We start from the raw sequence: 18292 nt of genomic DNA on the forward strand, positions 1-18292 counted from the left end.
AGTAGCCGTATTTATCATACACCAACAAAACATCCACGATGGGCAAAATAGAATCAATTAAACATCTTATTAAGGGTTTACGATGAGCGTAACGGTAGAAAAACTAGATAATTTGGAGCGTAAAGTTATACTGTCTCTGAATTGGGATGATATTAAAGCAAAAGTCAATGCGCGGATGAAAGTAGCACAGAAGCGCGCCCGCGTGGATGGCTTTCGCCCAGGTAAAGCGCCGTTAAAAATGATTGATGCCATGTATGGCTACGGCATTCGTGATGAAGTTTTAAACGAAATGACCAATAAGGCATTTGAGGAACTTATCGTAGCTGAAAAGCTAAAAGTGGCTGGACTGAAAAGCCTGTCAGCATTGGAAGAAGCTGAACAGGACGATGACAAAGTTTACAAAATTGCTGTGGTATTCGAAGAATATCCAGAAATTAAAATCGGTGACTTAGCCGCTCAGGAAGTAACCAAAGTCAGCACAGAAATTGGTGAAGCTGAGATTGATAAAACTGTTGAAATTTTGCGTCAACAGCGTACTCGCTTCAACCATGTTGAACGTGCCGCACAAAATAATGACCGTGTAATCATTGATTTTGCGGGCAAAATTGATGGTGAAGCTTTTGCAGGTGGTACTGCTGATAATTATGCATTCATGCTGGGTAAAGAACAAATGCTTCCTGACTTCGAAGCGGGCGTATTGGGCATGAAAGAAAATGACATTAAAGAAGTTTCTGTGACCTTCCCAGAGGATTATCAAAGCAAAGATGTTGCTGGCAAAACAGCTGTTTTCACCATTACGCTGAAGAATGTATCTGAAGCAGTATTACCAGAAGTCAACGAAGAATTTGCCAAATCTTTAGGCATAGCTGACGGAGATGTCAGCAAAATGCGTGCTGAAATCAAAAAAAATGTTGAACGCGAAGTGAATCGTCGCGTCAATGAAATGACTAAAGAAAGCGCAATTAATGCACTATTGGCTGCAACGCCCATCGAAGTACCCAGCACGATCGTAGCAGAAGAATCTAAAAATCTGGCTGAGCGCATGAAAGAAAATTTTGCCGCTCAGGGAATGGATAATAAAGATCTAAATCTGCCGCTGGAAATGTTCAATGATCAGGCTAAACGTCGTGTTAGCATCAGCCTGGCCATGGGTGAACTGGTTCGTGAGCAAAAACTAGAACCAACTGAAGAACAAATCAAAAAAATCGTGACTGAATTTGCTGATAGCTATGAAGATCCACAAGAAGTGATTGATTGGTATTTTAGCGATAGAAAAAACCTGCAAGGTCCAACTTCTCTGGCGATTGAGCAAAACGTAGTTGATTATATTTTAAGCAAAGCCAAAGTAACTGACAAAACCATGTCTTTTGATGAAGTAATGGGTCAGCAAGTGCAAGCTTAAGCTTTACAGGCATTCCAGCTAACATAAAAGCACCAAAGTACGCTAGCTGCTTAGGTGCTTTTTATTTTGATTAAGGATTATCCATGTCAAATATAGAAAATCTGGGTCTGGTACCCATGGTGGTGGAACAAAGCGGTCGTGGTGAGCGGGCATATGATATTTATTCTCGTTTGCTCAAAGAACGCATTGTTTTTATGGTTGGACCGGTAACAGATGAAACGGCCAATTTAGTTGTGGCACAACTTTTGTTTCTTGAAAGTGAAAATCCAGATAAAGATATATCTCTGTATATCAACTCACCAGGTGGTTCAGTGACTGCCGGTATGTCCATATTTGATACCATGAATTTCATTAAACCCGACGTAGCTACACTATGCTTGGGACAAGCAGCAAGTATGGGCGCTTTTCTACTTTCAGCTGGAACAAAAGGCAAACGTTTTGCCTTGCCTAACAGTCGGGTTATGATCCATCAACCGTTAATTAGCGGTGGTTTGGGCGGTCAAGCATCCGATATCGAAATACATGCACGTGAATTGTTGAAACTGAAAAAACAACTGAACGAACATCTTGCCAATCATACTGGTCAAAAATTAGCTCAGATCGAAAAAGACACCGATCGGGATAATTTTATGTCAGCAGATGAAGCTAAAGCTTATGGGTTGATTGACGAAGTTTTGACGCACCGCCCAAAATAGATGCAAAATCAATTCATACCAAAAAAATCGAAACAGCTTTGTTTCGATTTTTTTTGCTAGAAAAACTTAAACGGCCAAATCCGCGTAATCCTTGGAAACATTAAAAAATGTCTGTTATATAACAAAGATAAACGAGCAGGGCAGTAAAATAATACATGAAATCTCGCTCACAACAGGCACCTGAGCTGCCAAATCAACTTTTTATAAACGGATATATTGTTACATAACTGAATTTAGTTTTATTCCAGTGTATGTTTTATTTTATTCGACCATTGAAAAGATATTTTCTCACCAACAACCGTTATGAAGATAAAGAAATAAACCAACGAATGCATTTATAGCTTTATTTTCGACGCTGATTTCCGATACCCATCAACATCGCCAAAATGACCATGACCGATAACGTGGCCGTACCACCATAGCTGACCAGAGGCAAGGGCACGCCAACAACCGGTAAAATCCCGCTCACCATGCCCATATTGACAAATGCATAGCAAAATAACGTTAGAGTGAGTGCTCCGGCCAATGTGCGACAATAAAGAGTAGGGGCTTTAAAAGTAATATACAACCCACGCATCAAAATAAACGTGTATACCGACACCAGCAATATATTACCGATTAAGCCAAATTCTTCACCAAATACGGCGAAAATAAAATCTGTGGTTGATTCTGGAATATAATCAAGATGCGTCTGCGAACCTTCCAACCATCCTTTACCCCAAACGCCACCTGAGCCAATCGCAGTCATTGATTGAAGGATATGATAGCCTGCTCCCAGCCGATCTTTGGTCGGATCCAGTAGCGTCATGACCCGCATACGCTGATAATCATGCATCCCATAGTTCCAAATCAAGGGAAGCATAGCAAGAAAACCGATAATTGCTGTAATAATGACTTTCCACGGCAAACCGGCAAAGAAAATGACAAACAGACCAGAGGCCATGATCATGGTCGCCGTACCCAAATCAGGCTGTTTTAAAATCAATGCAACTGGAATAAGTATCAGAATAAATGCGATAATATAGTGATACCAGCGAATATTGGTCTCATTTTTTTGAAAAAACCATGCAATTAGCATTGGAACGGCAATTTTCATAATTTCAGAAGGCTGAATACGAGCAATACCAATATTCAGCCAACGGGTCGAACCATTAACCGTAATACCCACAAAGTGTACACCAATCAGTAGTAACACACCCAACACATAACCTGGCAAAGCAAAATTACTTAAAATTTGTGGTGGTGTACGAGCAATTAGCCACAATAAAATAAAACTTAGAATGGTATGTAAAGTCTTATTTTCTAACTGACCAAAATCCTGACCATCAGCAGAGTACAGCAAAAACAGACTCATTACATAAATAATCAGCATGGCATAAAATATCCATACATCCATCGGCGCCCAAAGATTGTGCCAAAGACGCTTAAACCAGTTATGTTCCATTCTCATTGCGTTTCCTGCATATCGGGTTGAGGACGATAAGCGCGCAAGAGGGGCGGTATGGTAGCCTGATTGTGCCCATTGAATTGCTGTGCATCCATCGTTGCGTTATTACTTAAATCATTAGAAAGTTGATCAGAAGACTGATGTGGTTCTGATGCTTGAGGTAAATTTTTCAGTTTTAAAAGATAAAAATCGGCCAATTTTCGCGCCAACGGCGCAGCCGTTGCCCCCCAGCCATTGTTTTCGAGGATCACCGCAACAGCAATTTGGGGCTTTTCAACTGGTGCAAAGGCAATAAACCAAGCATGATCTCGCAACTGCAACCGCAGTGCTGCTGCATTGTAACGAGCACCTTGTTTAATTTGCACTACTTGAGCCGTACCAGTTTTACCACCCATGGTATAAGCCAATCCTGAACCGATAGAAGAAGCAGTACCACCTGGTTTCAACACTTTTTGCATCGCTTGTTTGACATATTCAAAATTGCTGTATTTAAACGGTACTTTTCTAACCGGCTGAGGATCGATGAGGATTTTTTGCTGAGTATTATGATCTAATAACTCTTGCACCAGATGAGGGCGGTATACTACGCCATCATTGGCCAAAATAGCTGTCGCAAAAGCTATTTGTAATGGCGTATAAGCATTATAACCTTGACCAATAGCCATACTCACACTATCAGCCGGCTGCCATTCTCTGGCGGATGGTTTAGATTTTGCAAAACGCTTGGCTTTCCATTCCCGCGTAGGTAAAACACCAGCATATTCATGATTTAAATCGATACCGGTCTGTCGACCAAGATTAAACTCAGCCAGATACGGAGACATGCGATCGACACCCATCTCATAACCCAGACGATAAAAGAACGTATCAGAAGAAACCTGTATAGCTTTACTTAAATCCGCCGAGCCATGTCCACCTCGCGCGGCATCCCGAAACAAATGAGTCGATCCCGGAATACTCCATGCGCCTGGTGCAGGTAAGATGCTACTTTGAGTTAACTTACCACTTTCCAAAGCAGCCATGGCCATAAATGGTTTGAATGTTGACCCTGGAGGATACATTCCTTGAGTAGCTCGATTGAGTAACGGATGTCGCCAATCCTCATTAAGACCTTTCCATGTTTCAGTGTCGATGCCATCAATGAACAAATTGGGGTTGTAACTGGGCTTAGATACCATGGCAAGGATGGCACCAGTTTGCGGATTTATGGCCACTAAAGCACCGCGTTTGTCTCCCATTAGGCGGTCAGCTTCTTGTTGGACCCGGATATCAAGTCCCAAACGTAATGTTTGTCCAGCCACAGGAGCAACTGTTTTAATTGTTCGCACAATGTGACCTTGGGCATCCTTTTCAACTTCTCGATAGCCGGGAATGCCGTGTAACTGACGCTCATAATAGTCTTCCAGCCCCATTTTTCCAATATGCGTACTGCCTCGATATAGAGAAGTTAAATTTTCCTTATCAAGTGCAGCCATATCTTTGTCACTAATACGACCAATATAACCAACGATATGAGCCAATAATTCGCCATAAGGATAATCGCGAAAAGTACGAGCATTGATTTCAACACCTGGGAATCGGTACAGTACAGCGCTTAACCTACTGGCTTCTTCCATAGTCAGTTTGAGTTTTAAAGGTACTTTTTCATAAGAACGATAATCTGCCCGAAATTTTTTGAATCGCTTTAAATCTCCTGCAGTGATGTCTACATAAGCTTTTAGGGCTTCAATCGTGTCATCTAATTTACCAGGAACTTCATTAGGAATAACTTCTAATGAATAAGCTGGGTAATTATGGGCTAAAACCACACCATTAACATCAACGATTTCCCCACGTATGGGTGGTGTAGGTATCTGCGAGATACGATTATTGGTAGCGGCCATCACATATTCATCATGCTTAATGACCTGCAAGTAAATAAAACGTGCTATCAGAATACTAAAACAGATAATAATCAAAAAGAAAGCGACAACAATCCTAAGCCACAAATCGCCATTATGTGCAGGTTTGGGTACTCGTTTTTTTTTGGTACGGAAATGCAATGCTTTCATAAACGTCTTGAATAGGCTAGGTAGAGCATCAGTTTAGATATCAAAGGCCACAATAAGGCACTGATAACAGGCGCAATAAATAAACTCCAACCAGCAAATTGATGGCTAGCAAAGAAATGTACCACGATTAATATCAGCGTCATCAATAATAGGCTGACAAAAATCATTAATGATTGGTAACCATATGAATAGCCAAGAATTTGTAACCGGTTTCTGTCAATCACATAAACTGCGGCCATTAAGGCAAGTGCATGCTGCCCAAAAGGCGAGCCTGTACCAACATCAACGATTAAACCCAAAATAAAAGCCACTCCAATTCCAACATATTGCGGGCGGAATAAGCTCCAGTAAATCGCCATGATGGCGACAAAATCTGGAAAACATCCAGCTACAGATTGTGGAAAAGGAATGATATCTAGCAATACAGCAATCACCAGACTCAAAATAATAAACCGTTTCTTAGTACGGCGATGCAGGCTGTCTAATTCAGTCATGGCGATTAAGTGAATTATTGGTTATAGATGATTCGGTTACGGCATGATTAAGCGCTTTTTTCTGCGGAATAACCAAAACAAAATTACTGTTACGCAAATGAGCAACTGGCTCCACATGAGCACGATAATAAGGTGAACCATTGCCACTTTGAGCTTGTTTGACCGTGGCTATGGGTATACCTGCTGGGTAAATACTATCCATGCCTGAAGTCACGAGCAAATCATTGGGCTGCAAACTAGCGTTAGCCGGAAAAAAACGCAAATCCAGACTACCAGATCGTCCGTACACCAAGGTGCGCACACCAGTACGCATTACCATGGCCGGTATCACAGAATTACCATTAGTGATCAGCGTTACCTCTGCACTAAAAGGCTGAACCGCCGTTATTTGACCAATAAGTCCATTCTCATCGCTAACTGGATCGCCTTCCATAACATGGTCATGACTACCTTTATCAATAATAAAACGATCAGCTAAGGGATTAGAAATGCTGGATACAATTTGCGCCACTTGGGCATGAGGCAACGCGGCTTTTTGTAAACTGGTTAACTGATCCAACTTAGCAACAGACTGCAATTGCACTTCTTGTAAGTGAATACGTAGCTTTAATTGCGCATTTTGCTCTTTTAGCTGTTTATTATCCAAACTAAGATGTTGCTGGCTTTCCAAATAAGTTAAACATTTGGATACAGCATTAATCGGTTGCTGGGCAAGCCATTGCAAAGGATACATGGCTGTCGCTAAATAATTACGTGTCACCTTGACGACACTGTAACGATTGTCCAATAACAGTAAAGCCACCGCTACTAAAGACAAGACGATAAGCTTGCTGGTATTGCGAAGGCCACTGTTGACGAAATTTAAGGAAGGCTCAGCCATCGTGGATGATCTTACATGAACAAATGGAAATTATGGATTTGATACAAATACAGAATTCATTTTTCCGATCATATCAAGTGCATAGCCTGAACCACGAGCTACACAAGTCAGAGGATCCTCTGCAATCATCACTGGCAGGCCTGTTTCTTCTGAAAGCAGGCGATCAAGTCCTTTTAGTAATGCGCCACCACCAGTCAGCACCAATCCACGATCAGCAATATCAGCACCCAGTTCTGGAGGAGTTTGCTCCAAAGCATTTTTCACTGCTTGTACAATCTGATTTAATGGTTCAGTCAATGCTTCTAACACCTCATTAGAACTAATGGTGAAAGCACGTGGTATCCCTTCGGCCAGATTGCGACCTTTAACTTCAATTTCTTTCACTTCCATGCCAGGAAATGCAGAACCAATATTCTTTTTAATTTCTTCCGAGGTTGACTCACCAATAAGCATGCCATAATTACGACGTACATAATTAATGATCGCTTCATCAAAAGCATCACCACCAACACGGATAGAGTGCGAATAAACAACACCAGACAGCGAAATCACGCCCACCTCAGTGGTTCCACCACCAATGTCCACAACCATAGAACCAGTTGGCTCCTCAATAGGCAAACCAGCACCAATCGCAGCAGCCATTGGCTCTTCAATCAAATTAACAATCGAAGCGCCTGCAGCCAGAGCAGAATCTCTAATGGCTTTTCGTTCTACCTGTGTAGAGCCACAAGGAACACAAATAACAATGCGTGGCGCTGTAAAACGGCTGTTATTGACTTTTTTAATAAACTGTTTCAACATTTTTTCGGTAACGTTGAAATCGGCAATCACACCATCTTTCATGGGACGAATGGCCTGAATGCTGCCGGGTGTTCTACCCAACATTTTCTTTGCTGCCGTTCCTACAGCCAGCATGCCATTTTTGGCATTGACTGTATCATTTTGCACCGCAACCACAGAAGGCTCGTTCAAAACAATGCCTTTATTCTTTATAAAAATTAAAGTATTAGCTGTTCCCAAATCGATAGCTAAATCATTTGAGAAATATTGAGTAAAAAAGCGAAACATGAGCCTGTCCTAATGAGCTTTTGAATTACATTCGATAAAAAACGGTTATGCGTATTGACTATAAATAAATCAATCCGCCAAAAAATAGGGAATTCGGTTATAATTCGGTGCTAATATATTAACCAAATCAGAACGCGCAATGATACCGCAGTTTGCCCGTTTTGCTAAATTAATTTTAAGGATTTTTGATGGCTTTAACTTTAGGTGATGTTGATAAGCTTGCGCGACTGTCTCGCTTAACTCTGACAGAGACTGAACGAAACAATATGCTTTCGGAACTAAACCATATCTTTGAACTGGTAGAAAAAATGCAAAGCGTCAATACAGATGGGGTAGAGCCTATGGCACACCCACATGAACTAGCGCTGCGTATGCGTACAGATTCCGTAACCGAAACTGATCAGCATTCAGCCATTCAAGCTTGTGCTCCTTTGGTTAATAAAGATCTTTATCTGGTTCCTAAAGTTATCGAATAATATTCTAACCAATCACTTTTTCATATTATATAAGTAAAGGTTAACCGATAACCAGCTTTCTGGACATCAAAAATTAAATAAAACTATGCTAAAGAATTACACTTTAAAACAATGCAGCGAATTATTGCAATCAAAGCACATATCCGCAAGCGAGTTGGCGCAAGAATATCTACATTCTATCGAACAAAATAATGCAGCGATCAATGGTTATATAACATTGAATCATGAGCAAACCATGGCTGAAGCAAAAGCTGCCGATGAGCTTATAGCTCAGGGCAGTTCTAATTTGCTTACCGGTGTGCCCATCGCCTATAAAGACATCTTTTGTCAACAAGGTTGGCGCAGCGCATGCTCAAGCAAAATGCTGGACAGCTTTGTGGCACCTTATACCGCCACCGTGGTACAAAATTTACGCAATGCTGGTATGGTGACTTTAGGTCGCACCAATATGGATGAATTCGCCATGGGCTCGACTACCGAATCATCTTTTTATGGTGTAACGCTTAACCCATGGCAAAATCAGCACGTACCGGGTGGATCTTCTGGTGGCTCAGCCGCGGTGGTTGCGGCACGATTGGCGCCTGTTGCACTTGGTTCTGATACCGGAGGCTCAATCCGTCAGCCAGCCTCACATTGTGGTATTACCGGCTTAAAACCAACATATGGTGTGGTTAGCCGTTATGGCATGGTTGCTTATGCATCTAGCTTTGATCAGGCAGGACCCATGGCACAAACCGCAGAAGATTGTGCCTTGTTACTTAATGTTATGGCTAGCTTTGATGAACGCGACTCAACCAGCATTGAACGACAGTCGGAAGACTATACCCGTGATCTAAATCAGCCATTAAATGGATTACGAGTAGGAATACCGAAAGAATTTTTCGGAGAAGGGCTAACTGACGACGTTCATGCCGCTATTAATAATGTCATCGACTTACTCAAAAAACAGGGTGCAGTCATCACCGAAGTGTCTTTACCGCATACCGAGCTTTCCATCCCCGCTTATTATGTTTTAGCTTCAGCAGAAGCCAGTACCAATTTATCACGCTATGATGGCGTGCGTTATGGCCACCGTGCAGAAGATTTTAACAATCTGGATGAAATGTATAGCAATACTCGAGCAGAAGGTTTTGGAAACGAAGTCAAACGTCGCATCATGATCGGTAGCTATGTTTTATCGCATGGATATTACGATGCTTATTATCTAAAAGCACAAAAATTACGTCGTTTAGTTGCTAACGATTTTCAGAACGCCTTGAATCAATGCGACGTTATTTTATCCCCAGTTGCACCCACCAGCGCACCAGTTTTAGGCAGTCATGATCAAGATCCAGTACAAATGTACTTATCCGACATCTATACCGTGTCTTTAAACCTCGCCGGTCTACCAGGTATGTCTATACCGGCAGGCTTTGACAGCAAAGGGCTACCAATAGGTGTACAGCTGATTGGAAATTATTTTGCAGAAAGCCGCTTGCTCGGTATTGCCCACCAAATCCAACAACACAGTGACTGGCATACTAAAACGCCATTTGCATTGTAATGGTCAGATTTTAAATTGAGAGAATACAGAATGAATTGGGAAACCGTAATCGGCTTGGAAATTCACGTTCAATTAAACACCCGCTCAAAAATATTTAGTGGATCTTCTACCGCTTTTGGAGCATCGCCCAACAGTCAAGCCAATATCGTAGATTGTGCCTTACCAGGTGCTTTACCTGTTTTGAATCGTGAAGTAGTCAACAAAGCCATTAAACTAGGTTTGGCCCTAGACGCTACAATCAATCGTAAAAACGTCTTCGATCGAAAAAATTATTTTTATCCTGATTTGCCCAAGGGCTATCAAATCAGCCAATTGGATTTACCCATAGTTGAACATGGACAATTAGAAATTGTTGTCGGTGATGAAATTAAAACCATTAATGTGACCCGCGCACATATGGAAGAAGATGCCGGTAAATCCATCCATGACGAATTTGCAGAATATACCGGAATAGACTTAAACCGAGCGGGCACTCCATTACTGGAAGTAGTCTCCGAACCGGAAATGCGCTCAGCAGCAGAAGCGGTCGCTTATGCCAAAGCCATGCATACTCTCGTAACATGGTTGGATATCTGTGATGGCAATATGGCTGAAGGTTCATTTCGCATCGACGCCAACGTTTCTGTACGTCCTAAAGGACAACAGGAATTTGGAACCCGCTGTGAAATTAAAAACCTCAATTCATTCCGCTTCCTTGAACAAGCAATAAATTATGAAATTGAACGGCAAATTGAATTGATCGAAGATGGCGGAAAAGTCATCCAGCAGACCCGTTTATTCGATCCAAACAAAGGCGAAACCCGTGCCATGCGCAGCAAAGAAGATGCGCACGATTATCGTTACTTCCCAGATCCTGATTTATTGCCTGTGTTGATTACAGACGATATGCTCAATGCAGCTAAAGCCAATATGCCAGAATTACCGCAAGAAATGGCTGCACGCTTTATCGAACAATACGAAGTGTCCACTTACGATGCTCGCTTACTCACCGCAAATCGCACACAAGCTGATTGGTTTGAACAAGCAGCAAGTAACAGTGGTCATGGCAAATTGGTTGCTAACTGGATGTTAGGTGAAATGTCTGCCGCTTTAAATAAAAACGCCTTAGATATATCAGAAAGTCCAATTAATGCTGAGCGCTTAGCTGGTTTAATCCGCCGCATTGCCGACAATACCCTCAGTAATAAACTGGCTAAACAAGTTTTTGAAGCCATGTGGAGCAGTGCCTTGTCTGCAGATGACATCATAGAGCGGGATGGCTTAAAACAAATGACGGACAGCGGTGCCATCGAAAAAATCATCGATGAAGTTTTGACCAACAACCAAAAATCTGTCGAAGGATTCAAATCAGGCAAAGAAAAAGCATTCAATGCTTTGGTAGGTCAGGTTATGAAAGCTTCACGTGGTAAAGCAAATCCTCAACAAGTACAGTCATTGTTACGAGACAAACTTCAATAACCTATAGGAGCAACTCCACCTCGGTTTTGCGCCGACCAAATTAAGGACACATTATGAAAAAATGGTTATTGCTGGCGATTACATTAGTACTAACTAGTTGCGGTTTTCATCTAAAAGGTACCTCATTATTTGATGTCCCTTTGCCATATCGCTCATGGCAAATTGAAGGTGGCAGCATGCAACGCGCTCTGGAGACCGTATTGCGTCGACAACCCAACGTCATTGTTGATGCTACCAATCCGGATGTGGTGGTTAAAGTGCTTTCAGCTGACCAGAATATGTCAACCTCCGCTGTAGACATATCCGGCAGTACCAGCGAATATTTGCTGGTACTAGCGGTTAAAGTACAAGCCTATCGACATGGAAAACCATTGGGCGATCCTATTAATGTTAACGTTCAACGGTACATGGACTATTCCGATCACGAAGTCTTAGCCAAAGAAAACGAACGAAGCATTATTTGGCGCGATATTCAAACCGATGCAGCAGAACAGATCGTGCACCGACTGGCCTACTTACCCATCGTCGCTGACCAATGAATAATTTTCAATTGCAGCCTCTCAAGGCTGCATATCTGATTCATGGCGAAGAAGATATACTGCGCATTGAAGCTGCTGACGCCATACGCTCAGCAGCACGAAGCCAAAATTTCAGCGAACGCCAAGTTTTGGTAGTAGAAACAGGTTTTGATTGGTCTTTATTGATAGAAGCCACTCAATCAGTAGGATTGTTTGCCGATAAAAAACTGTTGGAAATCCATGTACCCTCAGGCAAACCAGGCAAAGAAGGCAGCGTTATGTTGCAACAAATAGCTGAAAACTTGCCTGAAGATATGTGTATCATCCTGCTTTTGCCCAAAATGGAGCGAGTACAAATCCAAAGCAAATGGTTTCAAAGCTGGTCTAAAGTCGCAACAGTGATTGAAGCAAAAACCGTTAGCCCAGCAGCGTTACCACAATGGGTAAAAAGCCGTCTAAAAGCTCAGAACCTGACTATCAGTAATGAAGCACTAGCCTTATTTGTCGAAAAGGTTGAAGGAAATTTGCTGGCAGCCCAGCAAGAAATTGATAAACTTGCTCTCATACATCCTCAAGGTTATCAGATAACCCTTTCCGATGCCCAATCGGCAGTAGCGAATGTAGCTCGCTTCGATGTATTGCAGCTGGCGGCAACGTGGATGAAGGGGGATAGTACTCGTCTTATGCACTTACTCGATGGTTTAGCAGCAGAAGGTGGCGAACCTGTTTTAATGCTTTGGGCAATTAGTGAAGATATCCGTACACTGTTACGCCTACTGGCAGCTTTAAAACAGGGAAAAACCGTTAACGAATTAAGACAAACTCTGCGCTTATGGGGTGAAAAACAAACCTTAGCGCCAATTGCGGCCAAACGAATTGGTGCCAAACGATTGCTCAGTGCATTACAAAGCTGTGCTCGTATTGACCGTCAGATCAAAGGAGTGGACAACGGTGAGGCATGGACCGAAATAAAATATTTGTTACTGTCATTAGCTAATTGAACCTGTAAATCTCCTTTATGGAAAGATCTGGCATTAAAATTGACCATTTAAATGTAAATGAAAACGATCCAAAAAAGCGTATTAGTTCCTTATCAGACCGAACAAATTTTCGATCTGGTAAACGATGTTGCAAATTATCCGGCATTTTTACCATGGTGTAGCAATACTGAAATACTCAAGCAGGATGAGCATAGTCTGGATGCCATCATGTATATAGACTATTTAAAAATCCGCCAATCATTGTCAACTCGCAATGTGAATATCCGACCAAATCAAATCCGAATGAGCTTACTTGACGGCCCTTTCAAATCATTGGAAGGATGCTGGCAATTCACACCCATTGATACCATTGGTTGTAAAATCGACTTTAAACTTGAATATGAATTTACCAGTAACATCCTATCAGCGATGATTGCTCCAGTATTCAACTTAATTGCCGACTCAATGGTAGATGCTTTTATCAAAGAAGCAGATAAGCGTTATGACGAATAAAATTTCAATAGAAGCAGTCTATGCTTCCCCTGATCACCAATTTCTTTGGCAAGGAGAAGTTGACAAGGGCACAACTGCACGTCAGGCACTATTAACCTCCGAATTACCAAAACAATTCCCGAATGTTAACTTTCAGTTAGCGCCCATAGGAGTGTTTGGGAAAAAAGTTTCCGATGATTATATTTTATGTCAATGGGATAGAATCGAAGTGTATCGTCCATTGCTTATCGATCCAAAAGAAAATCGGCGACGCCGAGCTCTAAAAAAATCTTAAATCCAATAGCCTGAACAATCAACCAACAAAAAAAGTCGGTCAAGGAAAAAACATGTCACGTATCAAGCTCATAGTAGGTCTAGGTAATCCTGGTTCAGAATATGAACACACTCGCCACAATATCGGATTTGATTTTATTGATGAGCTTGCCTATACCTTAAAAACCAATTTCAAACCAGAAAAAAAATTTTATGGATTGGTAGCCAAAACCATCTTACCCGAAGGGGAGTTATGGTTACTAAAATCCTCAACCTATATGAATAAATCGGGTACCTCTGTTCAAGCCTTAGCAAACTTCTACAAAATCAAACCCGATGAAATACTGGTTGTTCACGATGAACTAGACATTCCTTGCGGACAGGTAAGATTCAAAAAAGGGGGAAGTAATGGGGGACATAATGGGCTGAAAGATATCCAGTCATGTCTGGGTTCTGCTGATTTTTATCGATTACGCATTGGAATCGATCATCCTGGCGACAGAAATTTAGTTATAAACTATGTTCTAAACAAGCCGACTACCCAACAAAAAAACTTAATTACGCAAGCAGTTGATAAATCTTTAGCAGTCATGCCCGAGCTATTTACCAGTCAATTTAATGTTGTGCAACAAAAACTGCACAGCAAATAACCTTGAGAGTCGGTTTATGAAATACCGCGATTTAAGAGACTTTATCACCGTTCTCGAACAGAAAAAATTATTAAAATGTATTGAAACCCCGGTATCTCCTTATCTGGAAATAACCGAAATTGCTGATCGGGTTTTACGTCAACAGGGACCAGCTTTATTATTCAAACAGCCCATAAACCAGTCCCAAAAACCATACCATTATCCTGTATTGGCCAACTTATTTGGCACGGCAGAAAGAGTTGCTATGGGTATGGGTGCCAGCGATACCAGTCAGTTAAGAGAAATAGGTAAAACACTTGCTTATCTTAAAGAGCCGGATCCTCCCAAAGGATTTAAAGACGCTTTAGCAAAACTACCATTGCTGAAAGATTTGTGGAGCATGAGTCCGCATATCGTAAAAAAAGCACCTTGTCAGCAAATCATCATCGAAGCTGATGATGTCGATCTGTACCAGTTACCGATCCAACAGTGTTGGCCACAAGACATTGCCCCGCTGATTACATGGGGCTTGACAGTGACACGTGGACCGGATAAAAAACGTCAAAATCTAGGAATATATCGACAACAACTACTATCACGAAACAAAGTCATAATGCGCTGGCTGGCTCATCGTGGTGGTGCATTAGATTTTCAAGCATTCAAACAACAACACCCTGGAAAACCATTTCCTGTCAGCGTCGTATTAGGATGTGATCCAGCAACCATACTCGGCGCAGTGACACCCGTTCCAGATAGTTTAAGTGAATATCAATTTGCTGGATTACTCCGCGGATCACGCACCGAATTAGTAAAATGCATCGGTAATGACCTTCATGTTCCAGCCCGAGCAGAAATCATTTTAGAAGGCGTTATTCATCCTGATGAGCTGGCTTTAGAAGGACCTTATGGCGATCATACCGGATATTATAATGAACAGGATTATTTTCCGGTATTCACAGTTGAACGCATAACCATGCGCGAAAATGCCATTTATCACAGCACTTATACCGGCAAGCCACCTGATGAACCGGCGATATTAGGAGTAGCATTAAACGAAGTTTTTGTTCCCATATTACAAAAACAGTTTAGTGAAATTACCGATTTTTATCTGCCGCCAGAAGGCTGTTCCTATCGAATGGCTATAGTCAGCATAAAAAAACAATACGCAGGACATGCCAAAAGAGTCATGATGGGATGCTGGAGCTATTTGCGCCAATTTATGTACACAAAATTCATCATCGTCGTAGACGAAGACATCAATGTACGAGATTGGAAAGAAGTAATATGGGCCATTACAACTCGTATGGATCCCGTTCGTGATACCAGCCTAATAGATCATACTCCAATAGATTATCTGGATTTTGCCAGTCCAGTTAGTGGCTTAGGCGGAAAGATGGGGCTTGATGCCACCAATAAATGGCCAGGTGAAACAGATCGAGAATGGGGAAAAATCATTCACAAAGATCCGGACGTGATAGCCAAAATTGATGCGATGTGGCAAGATTTAGGTTTATCATAAACCGTCATCATATGCGCTTGATACTATTAGAATTTACAGGGTAAATTAACAACATCTATGAAAAATAAAAGCAACTTCGGGTGTATTGCTCAACTATTCGCTATTGGTATCTTGTCATTGTTAGCAGCTTGTCAGACATTACCATCTTTAGACAACCGTACTGTAGATGTCCACTTTGCCGCCAATAATCCTTCAACCTTAAGTTATGCCAACGCACCTCTCATTGCCCAACATCCTAATCTATCAGGCATTTATCCACTTGATGACGGTAGAGAAGCATTGGTTGCACGGCGAGCACTGATTCGAGCAGCTGAACACAGTTTAGACCTACAATACTATATTTGGCACAATGATACATCTGGTCAATTACTGTTTCATGAACTGGTCAATGCAGCGCGGCGTGGCGTCCGTGTAAGATTACTCTTAGATGATAACAACACCAAAGGAATGGATCCTGTATTACATGTCTTAAATAAAGAGCCGAATATTGAAATCCGAATATTTAATCCCTTTGCTGATCGACATGTGCGTTTTTTAGGTTATTTGACCGATTTTGCTCGACTAAATAGACGCATGCATAATAAATCTATTACTGCTGACAATCAGGTAACCATACTAGGCGGGCGAAATATTGGTGATGAATATTTCGATATCGGTAAAGGAATGCTCTTTGTAGACTTAGATGTCATGGCCATTGGCCCTATCGTCAACCAAGTGTCGGACAATTTTGATCTATATTGGAATAGTCCTTCCTCTTATCCTTTGGGCAGCATAATTCATCGAAAGCGGAATAAATTGCACGCTGACATGCCCGTTTTCAAACGTAAAACTTATAACTATTTACGAGCTGAAAGTTATGATCAAGCCTATGTAAAAGATAACTTTGAAAGTCGATTAACCAACGGAACACTTGATTATCAATGGGTACACTTAACATTGGTTAGTGATGATCCTGCCAAAGCCTTACCCAATCCAAAAAATAGAAAACAGAAAAATCCAGACACTAATTTGATGCTCGCAGCAAATACCCCCCAAAAACCCATCATCAAATATAAAAATACCAGTCTAACATTAAACCAACTGGCGGCATCAGTCGTAGAACCCAAAAAAGACCTTTTAGTTATTACCCCTTATTTCGTTCCAACCAAAACAGGATTAGACTATTTAATCAAATTACGCCGAGAGGGCGTGAATATAAAAATTTTGACCAATTCACTCTCTGCAACAGATGTACCCATAGTCCATTCTGGCTATATAAACTATCGAGTACCTTTATTACAAAATGGGGTTGAACTGTATGAATTAAAAAAACAGGGCGTAGTAAAAAATAAAAAAGAACATAGTTTTAGTGGAGGCTCCCAATCAAGCCTACACGCCAAAACATTTACCATTGATGGTAACCAACTTTATATTGGCTCATTAAATTTCGATCCAAGATCTTCACGACTTAATACCGAAATGGGCGTAGTGATTCAATCAACAGAAATGGCACAATACATGGATAAAGCCATCAACGATGCTTTACCCTATGTTAGTTATCAGGTAAAAATAGCAGAAGATGGAAAACTTGAATGGATTAAAACCGATGAAAATAATCAAACCAAGGTCTATCGCAAAGAACCCGATACCACCAGATGGCAACGTATATGGGTGAAAATATTATCGAAATTACCAATTGAAGGCATGTTGTGATATCCAACAAGCACGCATCAGTTCAACATTGACAATAAAACAGAAAGTCAGCACATGTTACTATTTATAGATAATTATGATAGTTTTACTTACAACATAGTGCATTACCTGGGTGAGATAGGTGAGGATATTATCGTCAAAAAAAATGATGTCATTACCTTGGCTGAAATCGAAACCATGGCGCCAGAATTTATTGTTATTGGTCCTGGACCGTGTGCGCCAGAGAACGCTGGAATATCAATTCCCATTATCAAGCATTTCGCCGGTAACATTCCCATATTGGGCATTTGTCTCGGACACCAATGTATCGCCTCTGCGTTTGGTGGCAAGATCATCCGTGCCAAAACACCCATGCATGGCAAAATTTCAACCGTTTCTCATCAGCAAAAATACATGTTTAACCATCTTCCCAATCCCGTAAACTGTACTCGTTACCACAGCCTGGTTATAGATCAGCAAACATTTCCTGATTGTCTGGAAATTACCGCAACATCTGATGATAACGAAATAATGGGTATCCACCACCGCACCTTCGCAATTGAAGGAATTCAGTTTCACCCTGAAGGATTGTTAACACAAAGAGGGCATGATATGTTAAAAAACTTCCTCATGCAGCATCGCTCAACAAATAGCTTAGTAGCCGATTAATCTAAACCCTTAAACCATATCGACTGC

The 18292-nt window shown here is 41.4% G+C and carries 18 protein-coding genes; 13 read left to right on the top strand and 5 right to left on the bottom strand.

Annotated features, from left to right (window positions below; genetic code table 11):
* The first annotated feature begins 82 nt into the window (after nucleotides 1–82).
* Nucleotides 83–1402 (top strand): trigger factor, encoded by a 1320-nt coding sequence (gene tig, locus J3U68_RS05705; RefSeq protein WP_267375418.1) that lies wholly within the window; start codon nucleotides 83–85, stop codon nucleotides 1400–1402.
* A gap of 83 nt (nucleotides 1403–1485) precedes the next feature.
* Nucleotides 1486–2097: an ATP-dependent Clp endopeptidase proteolytic subunit ClpP gene (gene clpP / locus J3U68_RS05710; RefSeq protein ID WP_267375419.1), complete on the top strand. Its 612-nt coding sequence runs from the start codon at nucleotides 1486–1488 to the stop codon at nucleotides 2095–2097.
* Between the two features lie 343 nt (nucleotides 2098–2440).
* Here clpP and rodA read toward each other — a convergent pair whose 3' ends face one another.
* Genes rodA through J3U68_RS05735 form a run of 5 tightly spaced genes read right to left on the bottom strand, consistent with a single transcriptional unit; the run spans nucleotide 2441 to nucleotide 8037 of the window.
* Nucleotides 2441–3547 carry a rod shape-determining protein RodA gene (gene rodA, locus J3U68_RS05715; RefSeq protein ID WP_267375420.1) on the bottom strand — a complete coding sequence of 369 codons (1107 nt, stop codon included), beginning with the start codon at nucleotides 3545–3547 and terminating at the stop codon, nucleotides 2441–2443.
* Nucleotides 3544–5595: a penicillin-binding protein 2 gene (mrdA, locus tag J3U68_RS05720; RefSeq protein WP_267375421.1), complete on the bottom strand. Its 2052-nt coding sequence runs from the start codon at nucleotides 5593–5595 to the stop codon at nucleotides 3544–3546. The genes rodA and mrdA overlap by 4 nt, the downstream gene beginning before the upstream one ends.
* Nucleotides 5592–6089: a rod shape-determining protein MreD gene (gene mreD, locus J3U68_RS05725; RefSeq protein WP_267375422.1), complete on the bottom strand. Its 498-nt coding sequence runs from the start codon at nucleotides 6087–6089 to the stop codon at nucleotides 5592–5594. The genes mrdA and mreD overlap by 4 nt, the downstream gene beginning before the upstream one ends.
* Nucleotides 6082–6969, bottom strand: a complete 888-nt coding sequence (gene mreC / locus J3U68_RS05730; RefSeq protein ID WP_267375423.1) for a rod shape-determining protein MreC — start codon at nucleotides 6967–6969, stop codon at nucleotides 6082–6084. Before mreC ends, mreD begins: the two co-directional genes overlap by 8 nt.
* A 30-nt stretch (nucleotides 6970–6999) precedes the next feature.
* A complete protein-coding gene (locus J3U68_RS05735; RefSeq protein WP_267375424.1) occupies nucleotides 7000–8037 on the bottom strand; it encodes a rod shape-determining protein in 1038 nt (345 codons plus the stop codon).
* Nucleotides 8038–8225: 188 nt separating this feature from the next.
* Between J3U68_RS05735 and gatC the strand changes: the two genes are divergently transcribed.
* The 11 genes from gatC (at nucleotide 8226) to J3U68_RS05790 (ending at nucleotide 18265) form a co-directional block, all read left to right on the top strand.
* Nucleotides 8226–8513: an Asp-tRNA(Asn)/Glu-tRNA(Gln) amidotransferase subunit GatC gene (gene gatC, locus J3U68_RS05740; RefSeq protein ID WP_267375425.1), complete on the top strand. Its 288-nt coding sequence runs from the start codon at nucleotides 8226–8228 to the stop codon at nucleotides 8511–8513.
* An 85-nt stretch (nucleotides 8514–8598) separates the two neighbouring features.
* Nucleotides 8599–10056, top strand: a complete 1458-nt coding sequence (gene gatA / locus J3U68_RS05745; RefSeq protein ID WP_267375426.1) for an Asp-tRNA(Asn)/Glu-tRNA(Gln) amidotransferase subunit GatA — start codon at nucleotides 8599–8601, stop codon at nucleotides 10054–10056.
* A 30-nt stretch (nucleotides 10057–10086) separates the two neighbouring features.
* Complete coding sequence (gatB, locus tag J3U68_RS05750) at nucleotides 10087–11514, top strand: Asp-tRNA(Asn)/Glu-tRNA(Gln) amidotransferase subunit GatB (RefSeq protein WP_267375427.1); 1428 nt, start codon at nucleotides 10087–10089, stop codon at nucleotides 11512–11514.
* 53 nt (nucleotides 11515–11567) lie between these two features.
* On the top strand, nucleotides 11568–12053 hold the full coding sequence (gene lptE, locus J3U68_RS05755; protein WP_267375428.1) for an LPS assembly lipoprotein LptE: 486 nt from the start codon (nucleotides 11568–11570) through the stop codon (nucleotides 12051–12053).
* Nucleotides 12050–13033: a DNA polymerase III subunit delta gene (gene holA / locus J3U68_RS05760; RefSeq protein WP_267375429.1), complete on the top strand. Its 984-nt coding sequence runs from the start codon at nucleotides 12050–12052 to the stop codon at nucleotides 13031–13033. The genes lptE and holA overlap by 4 nt, the downstream gene beginning before the upstream one ends.
* Before the next feature lie 57 nt (nucleotides 13034–13090).
* Nucleotides 13091–13525, top strand: a complete 435-nt coding sequence (locus J3U68_RS05765; protein ID WP_267375431.1) for a type II toxin-antitoxin system RatA family toxin — start codon at nucleotides 13091–13093, stop codon at nucleotides 13523–13525.
* The gene (locus tag J3U68_RS05770; protein WP_267375432.1) at nucleotides 13515–13799 is read left to right on the top strand and encodes an RnfH family protein; all 285 of its coding nucleotides are present in this window, start codon (nucleotides 13515–13517) and stop codon (nucleotides 13797–13799) included. The genes J3U68_RS05765 and J3U68_RS05770 overlap by 11 nt, the downstream gene beginning before the upstream one ends.
* A 52-nt stretch (nucleotides 13800–13851) precedes the next feature.
* Nucleotides 13852–14427 carry an aminoacyl-tRNA hydrolase gene (gene pth / locus J3U68_RS05775; RefSeq protein WP_267375433.1) on the top strand — a complete coding sequence of 192 codons (576 nt, stop codon included), beginning with the start codon at nucleotides 13852–13854 and terminating at the stop codon, nucleotides 14425–14427.
* A 16-nt stretch (nucleotides 14428–14443) separates the two neighbouring features.
* Nucleotides 14444–15925 (top strand): 4-hydroxy-3-polyprenylbenzoate decarboxylase, encoded by a 1482-nt coding sequence (ubiD, locus tag J3U68_RS05780; RefSeq protein ID WP_267375434.1) that lies wholly within the window; start codon nucleotides 14444–14446, stop codon nucleotides 15923–15925.
* Nucleotides 15926–15982: 57 nt separating this feature from the next.
* Entirely contained in the window at nucleotides 15983–17617 is a 1635-nt protein-coding gene (locus J3U68_RS05785) for a phospholipase D family protein (protein ID WP_267375435.1), read from the top strand.
* 54 nt (nucleotides 17618–17671) lie between these two features.
* Nucleotides 17672–18265: an anthranilate synthase component II gene (locus J3U68_RS05790; RefSeq protein WP_267375437.1), complete on the top strand. Its 594-nt coding sequence runs from the start codon at nucleotides 17672–17674 to the stop codon at nucleotides 18263–18265.
* The last annotated feature ends 27 nt before the right edge of the window (nucleotides 18266–18292 follow it).

This window comes from Snodgrassella sp. B3882 (genome assembly GCF_026535915.1).
Classification (GTDB): Bacteria; Pseudomonadota; Gammaproteobacteria; order Burkholderiales; family Neisseriaceae; genus Snodgrassella.

Excerpts from the sequence above, each read along its gene's own strand:
- tig (WP_267375418.1), top strand. The coding sequence starts at position 83 with ATGAGCGTAACGGTAGAAAAACTAGATAATTTGGAGCGTAAAGTTATA.
- clpP (WP_267375419.1), top strand. The coding sequence starts at position 1,486 with ATGTCAAATATAGAAAATCTGGGTCTGGTACCCATGGTGGTGGAACAA.
- rodA (WP_267375420.1), bottom strand. The coding sequence starts at position 3,547 with ATGAGAATGGAACATAACTGGTTTAAGCGTCTTTGGCACAATCTTTGG.
- mrdA (WP_267375421.1), bottom strand. The coding sequence starts at position 5,595 with ATGAAAGCATTGCATTTCCGTACCAAAAAAAAACGAGTACCCAAACCT.
- mreD (WP_267375422.1), bottom strand. The coding sequence starts at position 6,089 with ATGACTGAATTAGACAGCCTGCATCGCCGTACTAAGAAACGGTTTATT.
- mreC (WP_267375423.1), bottom strand. The coding sequence starts at position 6,969 with ATGGCTGAGCCTTCCTTAAATTTCGTCAACAGTGGCCTTCGCAATACC.
- J3U68_RS05735 (WP_267375424.1), bottom strand. The coding sequence starts at position 8,037 with ATGTTTCGCTTTTTTACTCAATATTTCTCAAATGATTTAGCTATCGAT.
- gatC (WP_267375425.1), top strand. The coding sequence starts at position 8,226 with ATGGCTTTAACTTTAGGTGATGTTGATAAGCTTGCGCGACTGTCTCGC.
- gatA (WP_267375426.1), top strand. The coding sequence starts at position 8,599 with ATGCTAAAGAATTACACTTTAAAACAATGCAGCGAATTATTGCAATCA.
- gatB (WP_267375427.1), top strand. The coding sequence starts at position 10,087 with ATGAATTGGGAAACCGTAATCGGCTTGGAAATTCACGTTCAATTAAAC.
- lptE (WP_267375428.1), top strand. The coding sequence starts at position 11,568 with ATGAAAAAATGGTTATTGCTGGCGATTACATTAGTACTAACTAGTTGC.
- holA (WP_267375429.1), top strand. The coding sequence starts at position 12,050 with ATGAATAATTTTCAATTGCAGCCTCTCAAGGCTGCATATCTGATTCAT.
- J3U68_RS05765 (WP_267375431.1), top strand. The coding sequence starts at position 13,091 with ATGAAAACGATCCAAAAAAGCGTATTAGTTCCTTATCAGACCGAACAA.
- J3U68_RS05770 (WP_267375432.1), top strand. The coding sequence starts at position 13,515 with ATGACGAATAAAATTTCAATAGAAGCAGTCTATGCTTCCCCTGATCAC.
- pth (WP_267375433.1), top strand. The coding sequence starts at position 13,852 with ATGTCACGTATCAAGCTCATAGTAGGTCTAGGTAATCCTGGTTCAGAA.
- ubiD (WP_267375434.1), top strand. The coding sequence starts at position 14,444 with ATGAAATACCGCGATTTAAGAGACTTTATCACCGTTCTCGAACAGAAA.
- J3U68_RS05785 (WP_267375435.1), top strand. The coding sequence starts at position 15,983 with ATGAAAAATAAAAGCAACTTCGGGTGTATTGCTCAACTATTCGCTATT.
- J3U68_RS05790 (WP_267375437.1), top strand. The coding sequence starts at position 17,672 with ATGTTACTATTTATAGATAATTATGATAGTTTTACTTACAACATAGTG.